This window comes from Chryseobacterium turcicum, from assembly GCF_021010565.1.
GTDB classification, from domain to species: domain Bacteria; phylum Bacteroidota; class Bacteroidia; order Flavobacteriales; family Weeksellaceae; genus Chryseobacterium; species Chryseobacterium turcicum.
The window spans coordinates 234715-253745 of the sequence record NZ_JAJNAY010000001.1 but is presented as its reverse complement, the minus strand read 5'-3'; the positions used below and the strand labels follow the sequence as shown (position 1 = coordinate 253745).

The following is a 19031-nucleotide window of genomic DNA, read 5'->3' as shown; positions in this document are numbered from 1 at the left end:
TACACTAAATCAAATTAATCTGCGAGACAATTCTGAATCAGAACATTTAATTACTGTCTAATAATTTTTTATAAATCTCTTCATTTTCTTCATCAAAGCATACAAAAATAACTTTCTCAACAATCTTTGATTCAAAATTTCTAATTTCTTCAATAGCAATTTTTGCAGCCAATTCTTTTGGAAACCTATAAACTCCTGTGCTGATATTGGGAAAAACAATCGTTTTTACATCAAGGCTTTCAGCTAATTTCAATGAATTTTTATAACAGTTTGCCAATAGTTTCGAACATTTCTCTTCATCATTATTCCAAATCGGCCCCACTGTGTGAATGACATATTTTGCAGAAAGATTTCCAGCTGTTGTCTCCACAGCTTCTCCTGTTTTACATTTTCCTTGCCTATTTCTTATCTCTTTACATTCTTCTAAAATTTGAGGTCCGCCTGCACGATGAATTGCTCCATCAACTCCGCCTCCTCCAAGCAAGGATGAATTAGCAGCGTTGACGATAGCGTCTGCTTTTATTTTGGTGATGTCGCCTTTTGTTAATTCAATTTTCATAATATTTGCTTTTTGGCCAGTTTTCTATGTTTTTTGTCCAATCCGGAATCGTATTTTCATCACAACATAAAATACTTACTCCTCCAACCATGGCACAGGTTGTATCTCTGTCGCCCAATGCTGAAACGGTCTTCCAAAGACATTCTTCAAAATTATGTCGATATCTTGAAAGCATCCAAACAACAAGCGGAACTGTATCTTGAGCGGTCATTTTTATTCCGTTTCCTAGAGTTTTTACCAATAATTCAACGCTTGGATTTCCATTCAAGTGAAGAACTTTATTCAATTTGCTTTTCATATCAGAATCTTCCAATTCATTTTGAATTTTTTGAATGAAATTTTCTGGAGTGAATATTGAGATTCCTAATTTTTCCTGAACTGCAAAAGCAGCAGCCAAAGCAATTGTTTTTGTGCCTTCTATAGCTTCTTTGTTTGCATGAGTGACTTCGCATGAAAGCTCCGCATTTATTTTTAATAATTTCAAATCATCGTAAAAATAAGCTCCTATTACCGAAGCTCTCATTGCTCCACCATTTCCCATCGAACCTTGTCCTTCAAATTTAGAATAAGAAACTTTCTTCCAGTTTTCTCCACTTTTTACAGCTCTGAAATATTGATGCATCGAAGGTCCATATCCTCTGTTTATATCTAAGTAATAATTTTTTGTAAACTCTTCTGCTAGAAAATTCTGATTAATTTCTCCATATTTTTCTAAAGACTTAAAAATTGCAATTGACATAATAGTATCATCCGTAAAATCAAGAGATGTTTCAGGCAAAATTCTTTGATGGATATAAGTCTTCATTACGCTTTCTTCTCCGAAAAAACTTTCACCAAAAGCGTCACCTATGGAAATTCCTGTAAGTGATTTCGAAGCATGTGAGAGTTTATCTGTTTTCATTTTATTTCTTCAAACGGTTGTATCATTTCCTCCTTTTTCGAGAGAATTGCAAAAACCACTCTCTTAAATTTATTTTTATACTTTCCTTGAAGACACTTTTTAAATAACTCTGCAATTTCTTTCGGATTATTCTTAAAAACGCCACATCCCCAAGCTCCTAAAATTAAGGTTTCATTTCCTTGATGTAGAGCCAAAGCCAGCATTTTATCTGTTCTCATATCCATTGCTCCGAAAATTTCATGAGCCTTTTCTGGTTCTTGTTTCTTAACAACACCTGCGTTCACTGCCGGAGATGTGATGAAATTACAGAAAATAGGTTTTAATAACAATTCACCTTTATCTTTTCTAAAAACTGGAACTTTCGGACTATAAATCATCGTATCGGTGTAAAAACAAGATTCCATAGCGCGATGAGTTTCGTAATATTTCCAGCCCTGAAGTAAACTTTCATACAATCCAGAAGTTCGCGCCAAGCTTTCTTCCTGAGCTTCTGCTCCATTGATGAAACCGCCTCCCGGATTTTTTGCTGATGCAAAATTCAGACACATCAGTTTTTCTTGATTTTCTTCTTCAGCTAATTGTAAAATTGCTTTTACTGAACTGCATTTCCAGACTTCAAACTGTGTTTCAAAATTAGTTTCTGGAAATTCATTTTTCACTATTTCAGAAAGTTCTTCTGATGAAAACAAAATTGTTCCTTTTGTGGAAGTTTCTAGTTCATTTTCTATATTTATTTTTTCGTTGTGTTCGTTTATATAATATTTCTTAGCTAAGATATCTAATGTATCTTTTGCCATTCCTTTATTTGTCATCGTTAGTTTTTTATGTTTACTAATAATTTCTCTATATCAGTATTTACAGATTCTTTAAAATCTTTCCCTATAAATACTTTTACAACCTCAATATTCCCTATAATTGCTTGGTTAAAAACTTCTAATTCTTCTGAAGGAACCCATAATTCATTATGATTTTTGGCTCCTACATTTTGAGCAGGATATTTTTTCACATCATCTTCCAGCACTTCAAATTTGGTTACAAAACCAAGATAGTTTCCTGCTTCGTCTCTCGTGTTCCATTTTTCTGCAATTTCGGACGCATACTCTTCGTTTAAAACTGGATAGAAAATCGGTTGCCATTCTAATCTCGGAGGAAATTTTTTGTAATGAGTTTCGATAATTAAAATCATTTCTTTCTCGCCGACTGGTCTGAATAATGTTATAGTTTTCATTCCTGTGCTTTTTTTATTATTATTTTTTTTATTTAAGTTTTGGCTAAAGCCTTCCTATTTTTTTCATTTTAAAATGGGCTGAAGCCCATTCCTATTGAATTAGCTATTACGTTTAATTATTTAACTTTATCAATTAATTCTTTTAAAATCCTTCGAATATGGAGAATAAGATCCAAAAACCTTATCAAATTTTACCTTTAGATTTTCTATTTTAAATTCTTCATCCAGTTGGTCTAGACAAGTCACCACCAAATTTTTCTTTTGAGCAAAAACATAAGCTTCATCCAATTTTAACGCATAATTTAGCAAATCATAATCTATATCTCCGAAGCGCAATTCCTTTTGATATTCATTAAAAATACAGGTTTCCTCTTCATTGTTGTTTAATACTATTTCCTTTTCATTGCTCATCCAACCGCTTCCGTGACGGGTTGAGTAAGATCTTGTCACATAAAACATTTCAATATTTTTAATCTCCAACAATTTACAAACTTCGTAGGCATTTTTTGAAGTTGTATGCGCATACGTTACATTCGGAAAAACACCATGATCCATATCTAATAAAACTCCCTGGCTGCCTTCAAAAATAAGATTGCTAAATGATTTTAAATAATCATAACCTTCTATTTTCCATTCAATTTTATCAATTGCTTCTAAAAAATCTTGTAATGCATTTTGTATTTCTTCTCCTTCTTCAAAACCGTAATAATTGGCAATTCCTTTTAGCTTTTCAATCAACATTGATTGAGGAGCGATTAAATCTGCGGCAAATAATTTAAATGGACTTTCGTTTCTTTTCATCGTTGCGCCCACTCCTTTTCCACAGGTTCCGTGTTCTAAATTTTTGACATTTTTTCTATTGCTAAAAACATCAAAAGGCGTCGTTACTTTTGCCAAAGGATGAATATGCAACTCAATATTTCCGTTTTTTTGAATTAATTCTTCCCTTTCATTAAATAAAAAAGTAGGATGAATTGTACAGTGTTCTGTAATATAAGATGGCAAACCTCGCAACGCACCACTCGCAAAACTCGAATGAACATGCTTTTTATCATCAATCATCACAGTATGCGCCGCTTGCTGACCGCCAGAAAAACGAATAACTACAGACTCAGGATTTTGCCGAGCCAGAAAATCTGTAGTGATTCCTTTCCCTTCATCACCAAAACCTAAGCCTATAATGAGTTGTGCTGTTTTCATTTTTTAAAACATTTGAATGTTATTAAAACCACCTAAATCTTTAGTTTTACTAAATTGATCTTTAAATCTGTTACAAACTACTTCTTTAATTACATTCGGAACATCTCTGTAATCTTCAATAGACAAACAGTTTTGCCCCAAAAGATCTTTCCAGCCTTTATCTGCATTTATTGCCTGTCCGGAATGCAAAACACTGATGTGAAAAACCTCATATTTCTTTTGAGCTTCTACCAATAATTCAGTGTGCTTGAAAGTCTGCTGCCCCGTTCCCATAATTTCTCTGACTGCAGAAGCGGGAAGCGTTTTCAAACAAGGTTCATCACCCACAGTGAACAATAATCCTTTTTGATTTCTTTTTTCAAAAGCATCAGTTCTGGTATGAAAAGCGGCAAAATACCAAGCAAGCAGATAACTTTCTCCGGCATTTCCGCCACCTCCAGATTCTATATAAGTTCTTGTCAACCACATATCCAGTTCTTCGTCTCCAGATTCAAATTGCCCAACTTGCAAAGGATAACCGTCACATTCATGATCGCCAATTCCCAAGAATAAAAGTGCAGGATCGGGAACACCGCCTTGGATGATTCCACCCATTAATTTTGGAAGACCTTCTTTAATTAATTCATGGGGAATATGCCCCATACTTCCGGTAACGTCTAATCCCAAAATAATTGGAACAGAATTCGGGTGTACTGAAGAATCTCTTGATTCCCTAAAAGAAATTCCATTAGGATTCATAGATTCGTGTGCTCTTCTTTTTGCATTCTGCGTAAAAATTTCACTTGCAGATTTTGATGCATATCCTTCTTTTCTGGCTCTGTCAAAACGAGCGTCTATGTCATATCTTGTACTTCCCATAACTTAAAATTTTTTGCCAAATAAATACTCAAACCTTTTTACCGAAACATCTAGTTGAATATTTAAATTTCTTATTGTTAATGATAATTCAATGTCTCTCTGAACAAATGTTTCCGGCTGAAAATCTGCGAATGTTAAACTGTTTTTATCTAACGGACTAATGTCGATAAGACCTTCTTGTTCTCTTTCCAGTCTTTTTATTTTCAGTTCGATGTCTTCTACTTTTCGCCTGTATATCAACTCTGAATCTTCTCCGATAGTTCGGGCTCGATCTTCTCTTATCTTGTCGTTATTTCTTTGTAATGACTCGATGAATCTGGGTTTTAAGTCTTCTTCCATAGCTCATTTTCTTATTTGCGTTTATTTCACACTAATTTAAAACTGCATAGTTTTGCCTTAATTCTTTTCGAATTATTAATCTTTTTTCTGAAACTTTTCTAAAGTGCATTTCATAATTGCGTTATTGTTACACAAATGTAAAACAATATAATTTTACTAACCAAATTTATTTGCGTTAATTTTACACGAATAAAGACAACTGATTGATTTTCAGTAATTAAAATTTATTTTATTTAAATGCAAATAGCACAAGTGTTTTTCACAAATGACACATTTGATTATTTTATACTTAAGTTTTGGCTAAAGCCAATTTGATATACTTTGAATTGAAAAACGGACTAAAGTCCGTTCCTATTGATGTTTAAATACGGAATTGTATTAAGATTATTCACAAAATTTGTCATTCTGACGAAGCAAGAATCTATTTTCATGTTTTGATATTTTCATTCCGTTTCGCTTCATTATGAATGACAATAACACAAAAATCATTAGTGAAAAATATTTGTGTCATTCGTGTTTAAAAAGCTATTTGATTTCAAAATAAAATCCCTGTTCTTCCAATTCTTTATATTTTTCCTGATTGAAAGTGAACAATTTTCCCGGTCTTCCACTTCCTTCTTTTTTTAAATTATTGGTTTCATTCAAAAGCCCGTAACTCATAATTTTTTTTCTAAAATTTCGACGATCGATTTCCTGACCAACAATAGTTTTATAAAGGTTTTCAAGCTCAGAAAATACAAATTCTTCATTGAGAAGATTAAAACCAATCGGTTGATACTGAATTTTTGTTCTCAATCTTTTTAAAGCAATATCAATTATCGTTTGATGATCAAAAGCTAATTTTGGAAGCTGATTAACACTGAACCATTGCGCATCTTCAGCATCAGAATCTGCAAATAATTCATGATAAGAAGGATTCACCAAGCCCAAATAAGCCACAGAAACCACTCTATTTCTGGGATCCCGACCTACGTTACCAAATGTATAGAGTTGTTCCAGAAAATCGGGTTTTATGCCTGCCTCTTCCTGTAGTTCTCTTTTTACAGCATCATCGAGGTTTTCGTCATCTAAAACCAAACCGCCTGGAAGCGCCCAACCTCCTTTGAAGGGATCAATATTCCTTTTAATCAACAAAAGTTGAAGATCTTTTTTATCAAAATATCCGAAAATAACGGCATCAACAGCAACTTTAATGTCCTGTAGTTTTTTTGGAGAATCCATAATTTAATTTGCGTTATGAGTACACAAAAGTAATCATTAGAAATATCAATTTCAAGAATAAAATAATAATTTTTCAGATACTATTTTTTATTAATTTTATAATCAACTTAAAACTAATCTATTATGAAAAATTTATTATTCGCAGCATGCACTGCTTTTCTGTTTATAGCTTGTGATAAAGCAAAAATTGATGTAAAAACGTCAAGTGGAAACGACTCAATTGCCAATGAAGAATGGAAACCTGTAGATTCTGCCACCGTAAACAAAGCATGGATGGAATTTGCAACACCCGGAGACATGCAAAAAATGCTGGCAAAATCTGACGGAGTCTGGTCTGGAGAAAACACAATGTGGATGGAAGATGGCGGTAAACCTATGACAAGCACATCAACAACAAGCAATAAAATGATTTTTGATGGTCGCTATCAAACCAGCGAACATAAAGGAAATTTTATGGGAATGCCTTTCGAAGGAATGAGTATTACGGGTTATGACAATGCTAAAAAGAAATTTGTAAGCACCTGGATTGATAACATGGGAACCGGTATTATGAACATGGAAGGCGAATGGAATGCAGACAAAAAATCAATCGAATTTAAAGGAAAAATGACAGACCCTACAAGACCCGGAAAAGACTGTAATATGAGGGAAGTCTACACTTTTGTAGATGACACCCATCAAACATTAGAAATGTACGGCCCTGATTCTAAAACAGGTAAAGAGTATAAAACAATGGAAATAAAATTTACGAAAAAGTAAAATCTAAACCGTTTCAGTTGAAGCGGTTTTTTTGTATATTCAAAATTCTTAGAAAAAGCTTTGAATGAATAAATTCCTTTTGATTTTAATTGTATTACTGACAGCTTGCAAAGAAGAAAAAAACCTGACGGAAAATATTGTTTTGGATTTCCCGAAAGATGAGAAACTGACTTTTCAAGAGTTTAATGAAAATTTAACTCACCGAGGCACATCACTGATTTATATTGGTGAAATTCGTCCTCAAATTGTAGTAAAATATTACAAATATATTAAGCCGCCAGCGACACCTTATAATGATGATATTCAAAAACAAGAAAAAAAATTGAAGATTCTATTGAGCTGTCACAACAATCTTTCTTCAAAACAGAAAAGATTAAAATTCTCGAAACTAACGAAGTTTTTGCAGCCTTCTTAAACAGTAAAAATTTATCAATTCTTGTCAGAGAAAAAGATACAATTCCTCTTTATAAACAATATTATAAAACGAACGAAATAAAGAGATACAAGGCTTTTCCTGTAATTATAAAAAATATATCCACTAAGGTTTTAAAAATTCCTACCGATGCTAAAAGTGTTGATCTTTGGATTTTAAATAATACTCAATTTCGATATGTAAGAAATAGTAATTACATATTTCGGGGAAGCGAATTACAAAAAATTTCATATTTTGAATTAAAACCTGATGAGATATTAATTTATTCTTGTCCATATTTTAAAAAGGGAGAAAAAAGAAAAGCAAAAATCAAATTTGGAACTGCCGAATCAAATGAAATCGAAATTTCTGTTGATGAAAATATTATAAGAAAAATGCTTCATGAAGGATTTGTTGAATAAAAAAATCCGCAGAAAACATCTGCGGATTTTACTTTTATCTTTTTACTTGGCTCTTTTAACTTCCTAATCATTCAGCTTCAAAACAGCCATAAATGCCGATTGTGGTACTTCTACTCTACCAATCTGCTTCATTTTCTTTTTACCTTCTTTCTGCTTTTCAAGAAGTTTACGTTTTCTTGAAATATCACCACCATAACATTTTGCGGTAACATCTTTTCTAAGCGCTTTAATCGTTTCTCTTGCGATAACTTTCGCTCCTAAAGCTGCCTGAACAGCAATATCAAACTGCTGTCTCGGAATCAATTCACGAAGTTTCTCACACATTTTTTTACCGATGTAATACGCATTAGAATCGTGAATCAATGAAGATAAAGCATCTACCATATCTCCGTTGATCAAGATATCCATTTTTACCAATTTCGAAGCACGCATTCCGATTGGCGAATAATCGAATGAAGCATATCCTTTAGAAATAGATTTCAGCCTGTCATAAAAGTCGAAAACAACTTCTGCCAAAGGCATATTGAACGTTAATTCTACTCTATCAGCCGTCAAATAAGATTGATTTACAATCTCTCCTCTTTTCTCAATACAAAGTGTCATTACAGATCCAACAAAATCAGATTTAGTAATGATTGAAGCTTTGATATAAGGTTCTTCTACTCTGTCTAAAAGATTGGGATCAATCATTTCAGAAGGATTATTAATCAAAATTGGAACTTCAGGTTCTCTTTTAGAATATCCTAAATAAGACACGTTGGGAACGGTTGTAATTACATCCATATTGAATTCTCTGTCCAAACGTTCCTGTACAATTTCCATGTGAAGCATTCCTAAGAATCCGCAACGGAAACCAAAACCTAAAGCCGCAGAGCTTTCAGGTTCGAAAACTAAAGAAGCATCATTCAGCCTTAATTTCTCCAACGAAAATCTTAGTTCTTCAAAATCTTCTGATTCAATTGGATAAATTCCGGCAAAAACCATTGGCTTTACTTCTTCGAAACCATCGATAGGACCATCTGCAGGATTCACAAAAGAAGTAATGGTATCTCCCACTTTTACTTCGCGGGCATCTTTAATTCCGGAAATAATATAACCTACATCACCACATTCTATGGTTTTTTTCGGTACTTGTTTCAATTTTAAAGTTCCAACTTCATCAGCTCCATATTCTTTTCCTGTTGCGAAAAACATTATTTTTTCGTTTTTGGAAATACTTCCATTTACAACTTTAAAATAGGCTTCAATACCTCTAAACGGGTTGTAAACTGAGTCAAAAATCAACGCTTGAAGCGGAGCTTTCGGATCTCCTACTGGTGGTGGAACTCTCTTTACAATCTGCTCCAATAAATCATGAACACCCTCACCGGTTTTCCCAGAAACACGAAGAACATCTTCATATTTACATCCTATAAGCCCCATAATCTCATCGGTAACCTCTTCAGGATTAGCAGACGGAAGATCGATTTTATTAAGGATTGGAATAATTTCTAAATCATTTTCTAAAGCCAAATACAAATTACTAATCGTTTGTGCTTGAATACTTTGCGCAGCATCTACAATTAAAAGTGCACCTTCACAAGCAGCGATTGAACGGGAAACTTCGTAAGAAAAATCTACGTGTCCCGGTGTATCGATAAGGTTTAGTATATATTTTTCGCCATTAAGCTCATAATCCATCTGGATGGCGTGAGATTTAATCGTAATCCCACGTTCTTTTTCCAAATCCATATCATCAAGCGTCTGAGATTGTAATTCTCTTTGGGTCACTGTGTTGGTGTACTCCAAAAGACGGTCTGCCAAAGTAGATTTACCGTGGTCGATATGAGCGATTATGCAAAAATTTCGTATGTTTTTCATTTAAGAACTATGTAATTTGCAAAGATAATAAAATGCGAGACAAATTGTCTCTCTTAATCTCTAAGCAATGAAATTAATTAATTTATTCCTAAGAAAAGTCATATTCTCCCGTCAAAGGATCTATGTAAATTTCTTTTTTATCATTATTTTTCATTTTCTTTTGTTTAACAGCTTGGTCGATAGAACCAGCAACCACACCTATTAAACCAAACATCCCATAAGTATTGCTGTATTGCGCCTGAAAAATATCGCCTCTGTTTGCTATGATATAAAATCCATTTTCATTTTTATTGATTTCTATGAAGCCTGACATTGTTTTTTTGTAAGCCTTACCATTCTCAACATAAGAAAACATTTTATAAGTAGATATTTTTTCTTTTTTACCATTTTCAACTTTTATTGCTTTCACAACTTCTCCTTTATCGTTTTTTTCCAAAACATAATTTCCTTGTACCGGACTTTGATTGAAAAATGAGGTAAAATCTAAATATACTCCATCCTTTAACTGTTCATTTTTAAAGGCTTCATAATTACTTTTTCTAAATAACTCATAATCAGAAAGATCATTTAATGTGACTGCATTTTGAATAGGTTCTAAAGTGTAAGCTTTTTTAATAAAAATAGAAAAAATTGTTGGAATATTTTTCACCATCAATTCTGAAACTTCTTTATCTTGAAAAGTAAAAACAGTATCTTTTTTATATAGAAACTTGTATTTGTCTCCTTCTTTTTGGAATATTTGAGCAGAAAAATCCATTTTTCCTAGTGTTTTTTTTCCATCACTTTCTCCTGTTGAAAGTTTCAATCTCTTTAAAATAAGAACCAATTCATTATTTCCTCCTAAAGTATTTCCTCTATCATACCAAGCTTTAAAATCATTTTGTGGAGTTGTAGGAAAAACCACCTCCTTCATTTCTTTATTTTCACCAAAAGGTATCATTCCAATTGATTTATCTTGCCTTTGATCTAGAACCTTAAAACCTTTATAAGTGATATCACTAAATCTACTAATATTGCCTTTAAACTTAATGGCTTCTGTAGCCTGAGAAAATGATAAGATTGCCATACAAGATAATACAATCAAAAATATTTTTTTCATAATTATTTTTTTCGCAAAAATAGGCTTTTCTTGAAAATTAAACGACCCTCACAATCAATCGCGAGGGTCGTCTAACATTAAAAAAATAAACTATTATGGAGCTTGCTTTGCTCCTGAAGTATTTCTTTTATCACCATGAGGCTTTTTTTCATTCATTTTATCTCTCATCATGCCTTCAGATTGAAAAAGCTTCAAGACCTTTTGGCAAGGAATGACCGTTTGCATTTTTTCTGCATATTTTTTTCTGTTATCAAATAATTTTTGACCTACTTCAAAACTTTGCTGCAGTTTTACTTTTGCTTCATCTTCTGAAAGTTTTTCGGGATCAAAATTTGAATCAAATTGGCTCTTTATATGTTTTTGATTATCTAAATATTCGTTGTACATCGCAGTAAACTCTGCTTTATCTTGTGGCGCAACATCCAGCATATCAACAACCATATTATTTCTGAACTGGGTAAGAAGCGCTTTTCTTTCATCCGGCGAAAGATTGTTTATTACCTCTTTTCGCTGATCGGGATTCATTTTCTTCCAATCATAATCCTTGATTTGTGCACTGAGCCCAAAACTTGAGAAAATAAAAAGTGTAAATAATAATTTTTTCATCTTTCTTTTAATTATATAAATCTAAATAAACATCCTGACTAGAATTGTTTGCCAATTCTGCTATTTCCGAATTGTTAAGCGATTCTAAATATTCATTCATATGGATTTCATTGGCAGTTTTTACTGCTTTTTTATTCTGCTTTCTTGAATCATTATGAATGACCTGCGAAACCATTGGTTTTATACTCACCTGTTTATCAATTCTTTGATTCGGATTTTCTACCGAAGTTAAATCTGAGGCTAAAGTTTCGTAAGCTATCTGACTTTCTTTCTTAGGCAATGTTATACTATTAGCATAACTGTCTTTTATATTTCCATTTGCCGAAGAATCTGAGTTTATTTCATACACAAATGTGACTCCAAAAATAAGCGCTAAAGATGCGGCAGCTGCATAAGCCCAATTCAGTTTGAAAATTGGTGCTTTTTTATCCTTTTTAATTTCACTCATCACTCTGTTCTGAATATTTTCAAACATATTTTCAGAGACCGTGTAAATGTTTTTGCGTTCTAATTTTTCTAAATTAAAATCTTTTACTTCACTCAATACTTTATCCTGAATATTTTGAAATAAATTTTCAGGAGTTTTATAAATATTTTTGCGTTCTAAGGTATCTAGATCAAAACCTTTTCTTTCGCTCAACACCTTTTCCTGAATATTTTCAAACAAATTTTCAGGAGTTTTATAAATGTTTTTGCGTTCTAAATTATCTAGATCAAAATTTTTCATGATTTTTTTTCTCAAAAATTATCTTTCGTAATTTTCTTTGATATATTCTTCTATTTTCTGTTTGGCGTAATGATAATTTGTTTTTAAAGTCCCTACCGACATATCAACAATTTTAGATATTTCTTCGTAAGGCAAATCATCATAATACCGCATCATAAATACCAGTTTCTGCTTTTCGGGCAGGCTTTGTATGGCTCTTTGTAAAAAAATTTGAATTTCTTCGGCATCACTATGTGTATTATCAGCAACCAGATTCTGCATGTAATATTCAGGATCTTCATCGGTTTTCTGCATTTTTTTCAGTTTATTAATCTGTTGCAAAGCTTCATTGGTTGCAATTCTGTAGAGCCAAGTGTACAGCTGGCTGTCATTCTTGAACTGATGAAAGTTTTGGTATGCCTTAATAAATGTTTCCTGTAAAGTATCCTGAGCAAGGTCTCCGTCTACGATAATACGTCTGATATGCCAATATAATCTACTTTGATAAGCATCCATCAACACGCGAATACCTTTTTCGAGTGTTCGTGGGTCTTGCATCAGCGCAATAATCTCTGCGTCTTTAATCTTCATAAGATGCTTTCATTGTTTTGGATTACAAAAATATCTAAAAGTTAAATTACTTATTCAATTTTGAGTCCAATATATTAACTTTTAAGATTTATATCAATAATATTTATTCGAAAACATCCATTATCATTCAACTTTCCTTCCAAAACTAAAAACTCTTATCTTTGTTTTATGCAAACAGTCATTATCGGTTCTGGGAATGTTGCCTATCATTTGGCAAAAGCTTTCACTCAAAATGGTATTTCTTTAGCCCAAATCTTTGGGAGAAATGAAAAAGAACTTCAAAAAATTTCTTTAGAATTAAATATCCCTTATTCCACACAAAAACTGGAAGATGCAGATTTATATATTATTTGCGTAAGTGATAGTTCTGTAGAAGATGTTTCTAAAATTATTATTAAAAAAAATGCTTTGGTTGCTCATACTTCAGGCTCGCTTCCTAAAGAAATATTAATAGGGGAGTACAGAAAATCAAGCTTTTATCCTTTACAGACATTTTCAAAATCTAAAGATTTAGATTACAAAAAAATTCCTTTTTTTATTGAAACTGAAAATGAAGAAGACCAGAAAACTTTAACAGATTTAGCTTCCAAAATTTCTGAAAATGTAATGGAAAGTTCTCATGAAAAGAGAAAATACATTCATTTAACAGCAGTTTTTGCCTGCAATTTTGTGAATCATCTTTTTGCAAGAGCTAAAGAAATTTCAGATGCTCAGGAAATTCCGTTTGATTATTTTTTGCCTTTAATTAATGAAACCGTTCAGAAAATCTCTGAAATAGAACCCAAATCAGCACAAACAGGACCAGCCGTAAGAAATGACCAAAGAGTTTTAGAATTACACGAGCAGTTATTAAAAGATGAAAGTTTAGAGATTTATAAAACAATGAATCAATCGATTAAAAAAATGTATCAATTGCCATAAAGTTTTAACTTTGAGGAAAACCAAAAAAATGAATACAAACATTATCCGTTCCCTCATCATTGGAGCAGCCATCGTTATCACCGCTTTTGTTTTAGGCTCAAGTTTTAAAAACAGAAATTTAAAACAAGATACAATATCCGTTACAGGTCTTGGTTCTAAAGATTTTATTTCCGACGAAATAAGTTGGGGTGGAAGTTTCGACGCCAGTGCAATGGACGCAAAAGAAGCCTACAATTTAATCTCGCAGGATAAAGAAAAAGTAAAGGCATTTTTCTACAGCAAAGGGTTTAAAGCAGGAGAGTTTGCTTTTGGCGGAGTAAACTTTTCAAGGTCTTACCGTACAGTGACGACAAAAGAAGCAGACGGGGCTGAAAAATCTGAAGATATTTTTGATGGCTACAAAGCTACTCAAAGTGTGTTTTTCAGAGCTAAGAAAAACCCAGCTTTGATGAAGAAGATTGAAAGTGTGATTGATAAAACAGCAGAATTAATCAATAGCGGTGTACAATTTGAGCCCTCTTCGGCACAATATACTTATTCTGACCTTGCATCTCTGAAACACAGTTTAATAGAAGCCGGCTCAAAAGACGCCAAACAAAGAGCAGAAAAAATTGTAAAAAGTGCAGACGGAGATTTAGGAAAGCTAAAAGATGCTTCTATGGGAGTCTTCCAAATTACAGCAAAAGGTTCTACCGATGAAGATAGTTATGGTGGAAATTTTGACACTTCAAGTAAAGAAAAATCAGCGAGAATTACTGTAAGACTTACTTACAATCTCGACTAAATAAAAATATTTTTAAAGTTTAAAATGAGTTATAAAGAGAAATTAAAAGATATAAAAGCATTTGTATTTGATGTAGACGGCGTATTCACAGACGGAAGTGTCTATTTAATGCCAGGTGGAAATATGAGCCGGGTAATGAATGTTTTGGATGGTTATGCTGTTGTAAAAGCTTTAAAAAACGATTATATAATTGGAGTAATCACAGGTGGAAATGACGAAATGGTAAGACACAGAATCAATTATTTGGGTATTCAGGATTACTATGCAAAGTCTCATGATAAAATGGTAGATTATGAAGCTTTTAAAGCTAAATATAATCTTAAAAATGAAGAAATTCTAACGATGGGAGATGACCTTCCTGATTTTCACATGATGCAGAATTCAGCAATTGCAACGTGTCCTGAAAATGCCGTTCCCGAAATCAAAGGAATTGCAGACTATATTTCACAAGCCAAAGGTGGAAGTGGAGCAGTACGCGATGTTATTGAGCAGGTAATGAAAGTTCAGGGAAAATGGCACGATGATAATACCCAATCTGTATAATAGAGATGAAAGAAAAGATAAAAGACTTACAATCAATCATCTATTTTTTTGAAATATAAAATATCATTTACCATTAACTGTTTATCATTTATAAATATCAATGAAAATACTTTTAGCATCGCAATCTCCGAGAAGGAAAGAGCTACTATCAAATTTAGGTTTTGATTTTGAAGTTGTAAAAATTGACTGTGAAGAAATTTTACCTGAACATATAAAAATAGAAGAAGCCGCAGCTTATTTATCTGAATTAAAAGCCAATGCATTCAGAATTCTTCAAAAAGATGAAGTTTTATTGACTGCCGATACGGTTGTTACCAATGAAAACACATTTCTTGGGAAGCCAAAAGATGAAATGGAGGCAAAAGAAATGATTCAGTCATTATCAGGAAAAACACATCAGGTTTACACAGGAATTACGATTAAAACTTTAGATAAAACCATCACAGAAACGGATGTTGCAGATGTAGAATTTGAGGAAATCTCTAATGAGGAAATCGATTTTTACATTAAAAACTACAAACCATTCGATAAAGCAGGAAGTTACGGCATCCAAGAATGGTTGGGAATGGCAAAAATCAAAAAAATAAACGGAAGCTTTTATACCATTATGGGACTTCCAACTCATTTAGTTTATAAAATATTGCGAAAATTATAAGTATTTTCAAAATAAAATTTTATTATTTTTACAAAATCATCAAACTGCTGATAATAAAAAGTAAATTAGCGAGTTATATTAAAATAATGAAAAAAAATATAGTATTTCTTTTAGTAGCGATTATCGTCGTTTCCTGTGGCACGAAAGTGAAAAAACCAGAAGCGAGATCAAAGTTTTTGAAAGGATTTTCAACATATTACAACACCTTGTTTAATGCCAAAGATGCTTTAAACAGTGAGTTTACAGAAAGAGACAAAGCCCATAAAGACAATTTTTATGCGCCATATATTCCTATACTAACCTACGAAGAACAACCTCTAGGAAGTGATTTGGGACAATCTTCAGTGTTTGCAGAAAATTCTATGAAAATGGCGGAAGTAAACCGCCCGCAACAAAATGCAAGAAGCGCACCGGGAATGCCCGGGAACAAACCTCAAGCCCCTAATAATCAGGAACAAAATAAAGGAGCTAGTGTTTTGGAAATTGCTGAAGCAAAAGCTTTAAAAGCCATTAATAAATATTCGGTCATCAGAAAAGGAGAGGAGCAAAACAAAACTATTTTTGATGCTTATATTATTTTGGCTCAGTCTAGAATTTATCAGGGAAAATCAATTAAAGCTTTGGATGCTTTAAACTATGTTTTCACCCATATGAAAGAAGACAAAAGGCTTCCGTTAGCACATATTTATGAAGCTTTAGCTTATTCTCAAATTAAAAACTATCATAAATCTGACGAAATTTTCAATAAACTTAAAGGTGAAAAATTAAGCAAGGATCATGATAAATTATTGAGTATTTATTATGCTGAATCTCTTTTGGATGCCGGAAAAAAAGAAGAATCTATCAAAGAATTAGACCGTGCTTTTGAACTGAACGGAAACAGAAAACTAAAAAGCAGAATTGCATTTTTACGAGGTCAAGTTTTACAAGAACAAGGAAAACAAGATTTGGCAAGAGAAAGCTTTTTAGCTGCTTATAAATATGCTAATGATTTTGAGTTTGAGGTAAAATCTCAGATTGAAATTGCCAAAACATTCAACGGAAAAGGAAATTATGAAGGCGCGAAAGATTATCTCGAAAAAATAAGTAAAAAAGGAACTTATGGGTCTCGAAAAAACGAATTTTATTATGCTTTAGGTCTAATGGCCAACAAAGCGGGTAAGAAAAAAGAAGCGCAGGAGTTTTTCAGAAAATCATTGCTCGAAAAAGTTTCTGATGGGCAGGTGAGAGGCTTGGCTTACTACGAGATTGGTAAAAATTATTTAGATAAAAACGATTATATAGGAGCCGGAGCTTACTACGATTCTGCGTTGGCTTCTATGACGTACGAACCTTCGAGAATCTTACTGCAAGATCAATCAGGCTACATTAAAAAAATCTCTAAAAACTATTATTTAATTAAGAAAAATGACAGTATTCTTTCTTTGGCAAAAATGACCGATGTACAGAAAACTGATTATTTTGCAAAATATATTGACAAACTAAAAATAAGAGAAGAAAAAGAAGAACAGGAAAGAAGGCGTGCTGAGAGAAGCAAAGGTTTTGATACCGGAGATTACAACGCCAATTCTCTTTTTGCAAACAGTTCAAATTCTTTCGAAGATTTTGGGGTTACAGCCAAAGGCTTTTATTTTGGAAACACCGGTACCGTAAGCAAAGGTACCTCTACCTTTAAACAAGTTTGGGGAGACCGTGCATTGGTTGATAACTGGCGTTTTTCTAAAAAGATGGCTTCACTGGAAGATATGAAAAATGAAGCTTTAGGAGTTACTTCAGCTCCCAATCCGAGACGTTTTGAGCCTTCTTTTTATATTGAGCAAATTCCTGCAGATGCCGGTAAATTATCTCAGCTAAAAAAGGATAGAGATACCGCTTCATTAGGCCTTGGCGTGATGTATCAGAATTATTTTACCAATACGCCTTTAGCAACAAAAACGCTTTATGATTTGGTTGATGTAAAACCAGAGGAGAAGGTAATGCTTCAGGCATTATATGAAATTTTTGCGATGAATTATGAGAAAGACCCTCAGGCTTCAGCCCGCGCAAAACAGATTTTATTAACCGACTATCCTTATTCTTCTTTTGCAGAATTTGCAAGAAATCCTAAAAATAATACCTTCGTAAAATCATCTGAAGAAGTTGAAAACGAATATAAAATGGCTTTTGCACTGTATGAATCTGAAAAATTTGCAGAAAGTCAGGGCAAAATAGAACAGGTAATTCTCAAGTTTCCTAAAGATGCATTAATTCCTAAACTGAATCTTTTGAATGCCTTCAATGCAGGAAAAACAGGTGGAAAAGAAGTAATGATTCTCCAGCTTGAACAAATTATTTTGAATTATGCTAAAACTCCTGAAGGAATTAAAGCTAAAGAAATGCTCAATTATCTGAAAAGCGATATTGCATTCCAAGCGACGGATAATAAGGGAAATAAGACTCCTAATAGTCCATTTAACGGCCCGGGACAAGCTAATAATATTCAGCAATCTCAAACCAGTAATTTCATTACTAGTGATTCAGCTGCTCAGCCAATGAAAAATACTCCTCCTCAGAATAATAACAATATTCCGAAAAAAGCAGTAAATAATTCTATGCAAAAGCTACAGCAAACCTCTGGTGAAGTGAAACCAATGAGTAAATAAAAAAAAGCGAAGATTATTCTTCGCTTTTACTTTTTTTCTTTACACCATGAAAATCTTTCAGATAAAAAGGCTCGAAATAAGCAATATCTTCAAAGTCTTCATTCTTTATTTTTTCTAACGTTTTCTTTATTAAATACTGAGCAGAAGGATAGATTTCAGTATTAAATTCTGCATTCGGAAGTTGCAATACTTCTTTTGCTTTTAATGCTCCATCACCCACAAAAAGAACTTTCTTATCTTTAAATTCTTCAAAAGAATTTTCATCTAAAATTTTAGCTTCAGTCTGACTGAGCTCTTCACCTGAAATTCCGTTATAAACAGCGGTATAAACCTCCATTCGTCTTGCATCGACCAAAGGGATGATTAATTCATAGTTTTGTCCTAAAAAAGGCTCTACCATGCTTTCCATAGAATTAACGGCAACCAAAGGAATTTTAAGTCCGTAGCAAAAACCTTTTGCCGAAGCCGCACCAATTCTAAGACCAGTATAAGAACCCGGACCTCTTCCTAAAGAAACGACATCAATATCTTTCATTGTAAGTTCGGCGCCTTCCAAAGCCCATTCTACAAAAGTGTGGAGCGATTCGCTCTGTTTATAGTTTTCTGAAACTTCTTCAGTTGAGCAAAGTAGTTTTTCATCATCAGAAATGGCTACTGAACAGTTTTTGGAGGAAGTTTCGAGGTATAATATTTTCATTTTTTTGATTATTTTGAGCTGTTCGGAA

Annotated in this window: 21 protein-coding genes; 7 read left to right on the top strand and 14 right to left on the bottom strand. The window is 32.9% G+C overall.

Going from position 1 to position 19031, the window contains the following annotated elements; all coding sequences use genetic code 11:
• Positions 1–46 precede the first annotated feature (46 nt).
• The 8 genes from LO744_RS01245 to LO744_RS01210 all read right to left on the bottom strand — a co-directional run bounded on the left by LO744_RS01245 (position 47) and on the right by LO744_RS01210 (position 6306).
• Complete coding sequence (locus LO744_RS01245; RefSeq protein ID WP_230666593.1) at positions 47–559, bottom strand: O-acetyl-ADP-ribose deacetylase; 513 nt, start codon at positions 557–559, stop codon at positions 47–49.
• Positions 549–1460, bottom strand: a complete 912-nt coding sequence (locus tag LO744_RS01240; RefSeq protein WP_230666591.1) for an ADP-ribosylglycohydrolase family protein — start codon at positions 1458–1460, stop codon at positions 549–551. Before LO744_RS01240 ends, LO744_RS01245 begins: the two co-directional genes overlap by 11 nt.
• Positions 1457–2272, bottom strand: coding sequence for a TIGR02452 family protein (locus tag LO744_RS01235; RefSeq protein WP_230666589.1), 816 nt, complete (start codon positions 2270–2272; stop codon positions 1457–1459). The genes LO744_RS01240 and LO744_RS01235 overlap by 4 nt, the downstream gene beginning before the upstream one ends.
• A gap of 2 nt (positions 2273–2274) precedes the next feature.
• The gene (locus LO744_RS01230; protein WP_230666587.1) at positions 2275–2688 is read right to left on the bottom strand and encodes an ADP-ribosylation/crystallin J1; all 414 of its coding nucleotides are present in this window, start codon (positions 2686–2688) and stop codon (positions 2275–2277) included.
• 129 nt (positions 2689–2817) lie between these two features.
• Complete coding sequence (locus LO744_RS01225) at positions 2818–3888, bottom strand: adenylosuccinate synthetase (protein WP_230666585.1); 1071 nt, start codon at positions 3886–3888, stop codon at positions 2818–2820.
• 3 nt (positions 3889–3891) lie between these two features.
• A complete protein-coding gene (locus tag LO744_RS01220; RefSeq protein WP_230666583.1) occupies positions 3892–4746 on the bottom strand; it encodes a hypothetical protein in 855 nt (284 codons plus the stop codon).
• A 3-nt stretch (positions 4747–4749) separates the two neighbouring features.
• A complete protein-coding gene (locus tag LO744_RS01215) occupies positions 4750–5085 on the bottom strand; it encodes a hypothetical protein (protein WP_230666581.1) in 336 nt (111 codons plus the stop codon).
• A 525-nt stretch (positions 5086–5610) separates the two neighbouring features.
• Entirely contained in the window at positions 5611–6306 is a 696-nt protein-coding gene (locus LO744_RS01210) for an NUDIX hydrolase (RefSeq protein ID WP_230666579.1), read from the bottom strand.
• A gap of 123 nt (positions 6307–6429) precedes the next feature.
• Here LO744_RS01210 and LO744_RS01205 point away from each other — a divergent pair, with 123 nt between their 5' ends.
• Together LO744_RS01205 and LO744_RS01200 are read left to right on the top strand one after the other, a co-directional pair.
• Positions 6430–7065 (top strand): DUF1579 domain-containing protein, encoded by a 636-nt coding sequence (locus tag LO744_RS01205; RefSeq protein WP_230666577.1) that lies wholly within the window; start codon positions 6430–6432, stop codon positions 7063–7065.
• Between the two features lie 64 nt (positions 7066–7129).
• Entirely contained in the window at positions 7130–7480 is a 351-nt protein-coding gene (locus LO744_RS01200; protein ID WP_230666575.1) for a hypothetical protein, read from the top strand.
• Positions 7481–7962: 482 nt separating this feature from the next.
• Here the strand turns inward: LO744_RS01200 and lepA are convergent, their stop codons facing one another.
• From lepA to LO744_RS01175, 5 genes are all read right to left on the bottom strand, one after another.
• The gene (gene lepA / locus LO744_RS01195; RefSeq protein WP_230666573.1) at positions 7963–9759 is read right to left on the bottom strand and encodes a translation elongation factor 4; all 1797 of its coding nucleotides are present in this window, start codon (positions 9757–9759) and stop codon (positions 7963–7965) included.
• 88 nt (positions 9760–9847) lie between these two features.
• A complete protein-coding gene (locus tag LO744_RS01190; protein ID WP_230666571.1) occupies positions 9848–10858 on the bottom strand; it encodes a hypothetical protein in 1011 nt (336 codons plus the stop codon).
• A gap of 93 nt (positions 10859–10951) precedes the next feature.
• Positions 10952–11464 carry a hypothetical protein gene (locus LO744_RS01185; protein WP_230666569.1) on the bottom strand — a complete coding sequence of 171 codons (513 nt, stop codon included), beginning with the start codon at positions 11462–11464 and terminating at the stop codon, positions 10952–10954.
• A gap of 7 nt (positions 11465–11471) precedes the next feature.
• Entirely contained in the window at positions 11472–12191 is a 720-nt protein-coding gene (locus LO744_RS01180) for a hypothetical protein (protein ID WP_230666567.1), read from the bottom strand.
• A gap of 18 nt (positions 12192–12209) precedes the next feature.
• Positions 12210–12761, bottom strand: a complete 552-nt coding sequence (locus tag LO744_RS01175; RefSeq protein ID WP_230666565.1) for an RNA polymerase sigma factor — start codon at positions 12759–12761, stop codon at positions 12210–12212.
• Positions 12762–12929: 168 nt separating this feature from the next.
• Between LO744_RS01175 and LO744_RS01170 the strand changes: the two genes are divergently transcribed.
• From LO744_RS01170 to porW, 5 genes are all read left to right on the top strand, one after another.
• Entirely contained in the window at positions 12930–13682 is a 753-nt protein-coding gene (locus tag LO744_RS01170) for a Rossmann-like and DUF2520 domain-containing protein (RefSeq protein WP_230666563.1), read from the top strand.
• A gap of 28 nt (positions 13683–13710) precedes the next feature.
• Positions 13711–14466 carry an SIMPL domain-containing protein gene (locus LO744_RS01165; protein WP_230666561.1) on the top strand — a complete coding sequence of 252 codons (756 nt, stop codon included), beginning with the start codon at positions 13711–13713 and terminating at the stop codon, positions 14464–14466.
• Positions 14467–14490: 24 nt separating this feature from the next.
• Positions 14491–15009, top strand: a complete 519-nt coding sequence (locus LO744_RS01160) for a KdsC family phosphatase (RefSeq protein ID WP_230666559.1) — start codon at positions 14491–14493, stop codon at positions 15007–15009.
• Positions 15010–15109: 100 nt separating this feature from the next.
• On the top strand, positions 15110–15664 hold the full coding sequence (locus LO744_RS01155) for a Maf family nucleotide pyrophosphatase (RefSeq protein ID WP_230666557.1): 555 nt from the start codon (positions 15110–15112) through the stop codon (positions 15662–15664).
• An 86-nt stretch (positions 15665–15750) separates the two neighbouring features.
• Positions 15751–18306 carry a type IX secretion system periplasmic lipoprotein PorW/SprE gene (gene porW / locus LO744_RS01150; protein WP_230666555.1) on the top strand — a complete coding sequence of 852 codons (2556 nt, stop codon included), beginning with the start codon at positions 15751–15753 and terminating at the stop codon, positions 18304–18306.
• A 13-nt stretch (positions 18307–18319) separates the two neighbouring features.
• Here the strand turns inward: porW and tsaB are convergent, their stop codons facing one another.
• Positions 18320–19003 carry a tRNA (adenosine(37)-N6)-threonylcarbamoyltransferase complex dimerization subunit type 1 TsaB gene (gene tsaB / locus LO744_RS01145; protein WP_230666553.1) on the bottom strand — a complete coding sequence of 228 codons (684 nt, stop codon included), beginning with the start codon at positions 19001–19003 and terminating at the stop codon, positions 18320–18322.
• Between the last annotated feature and the right edge of the window lie 28 nt (positions 19004–19031).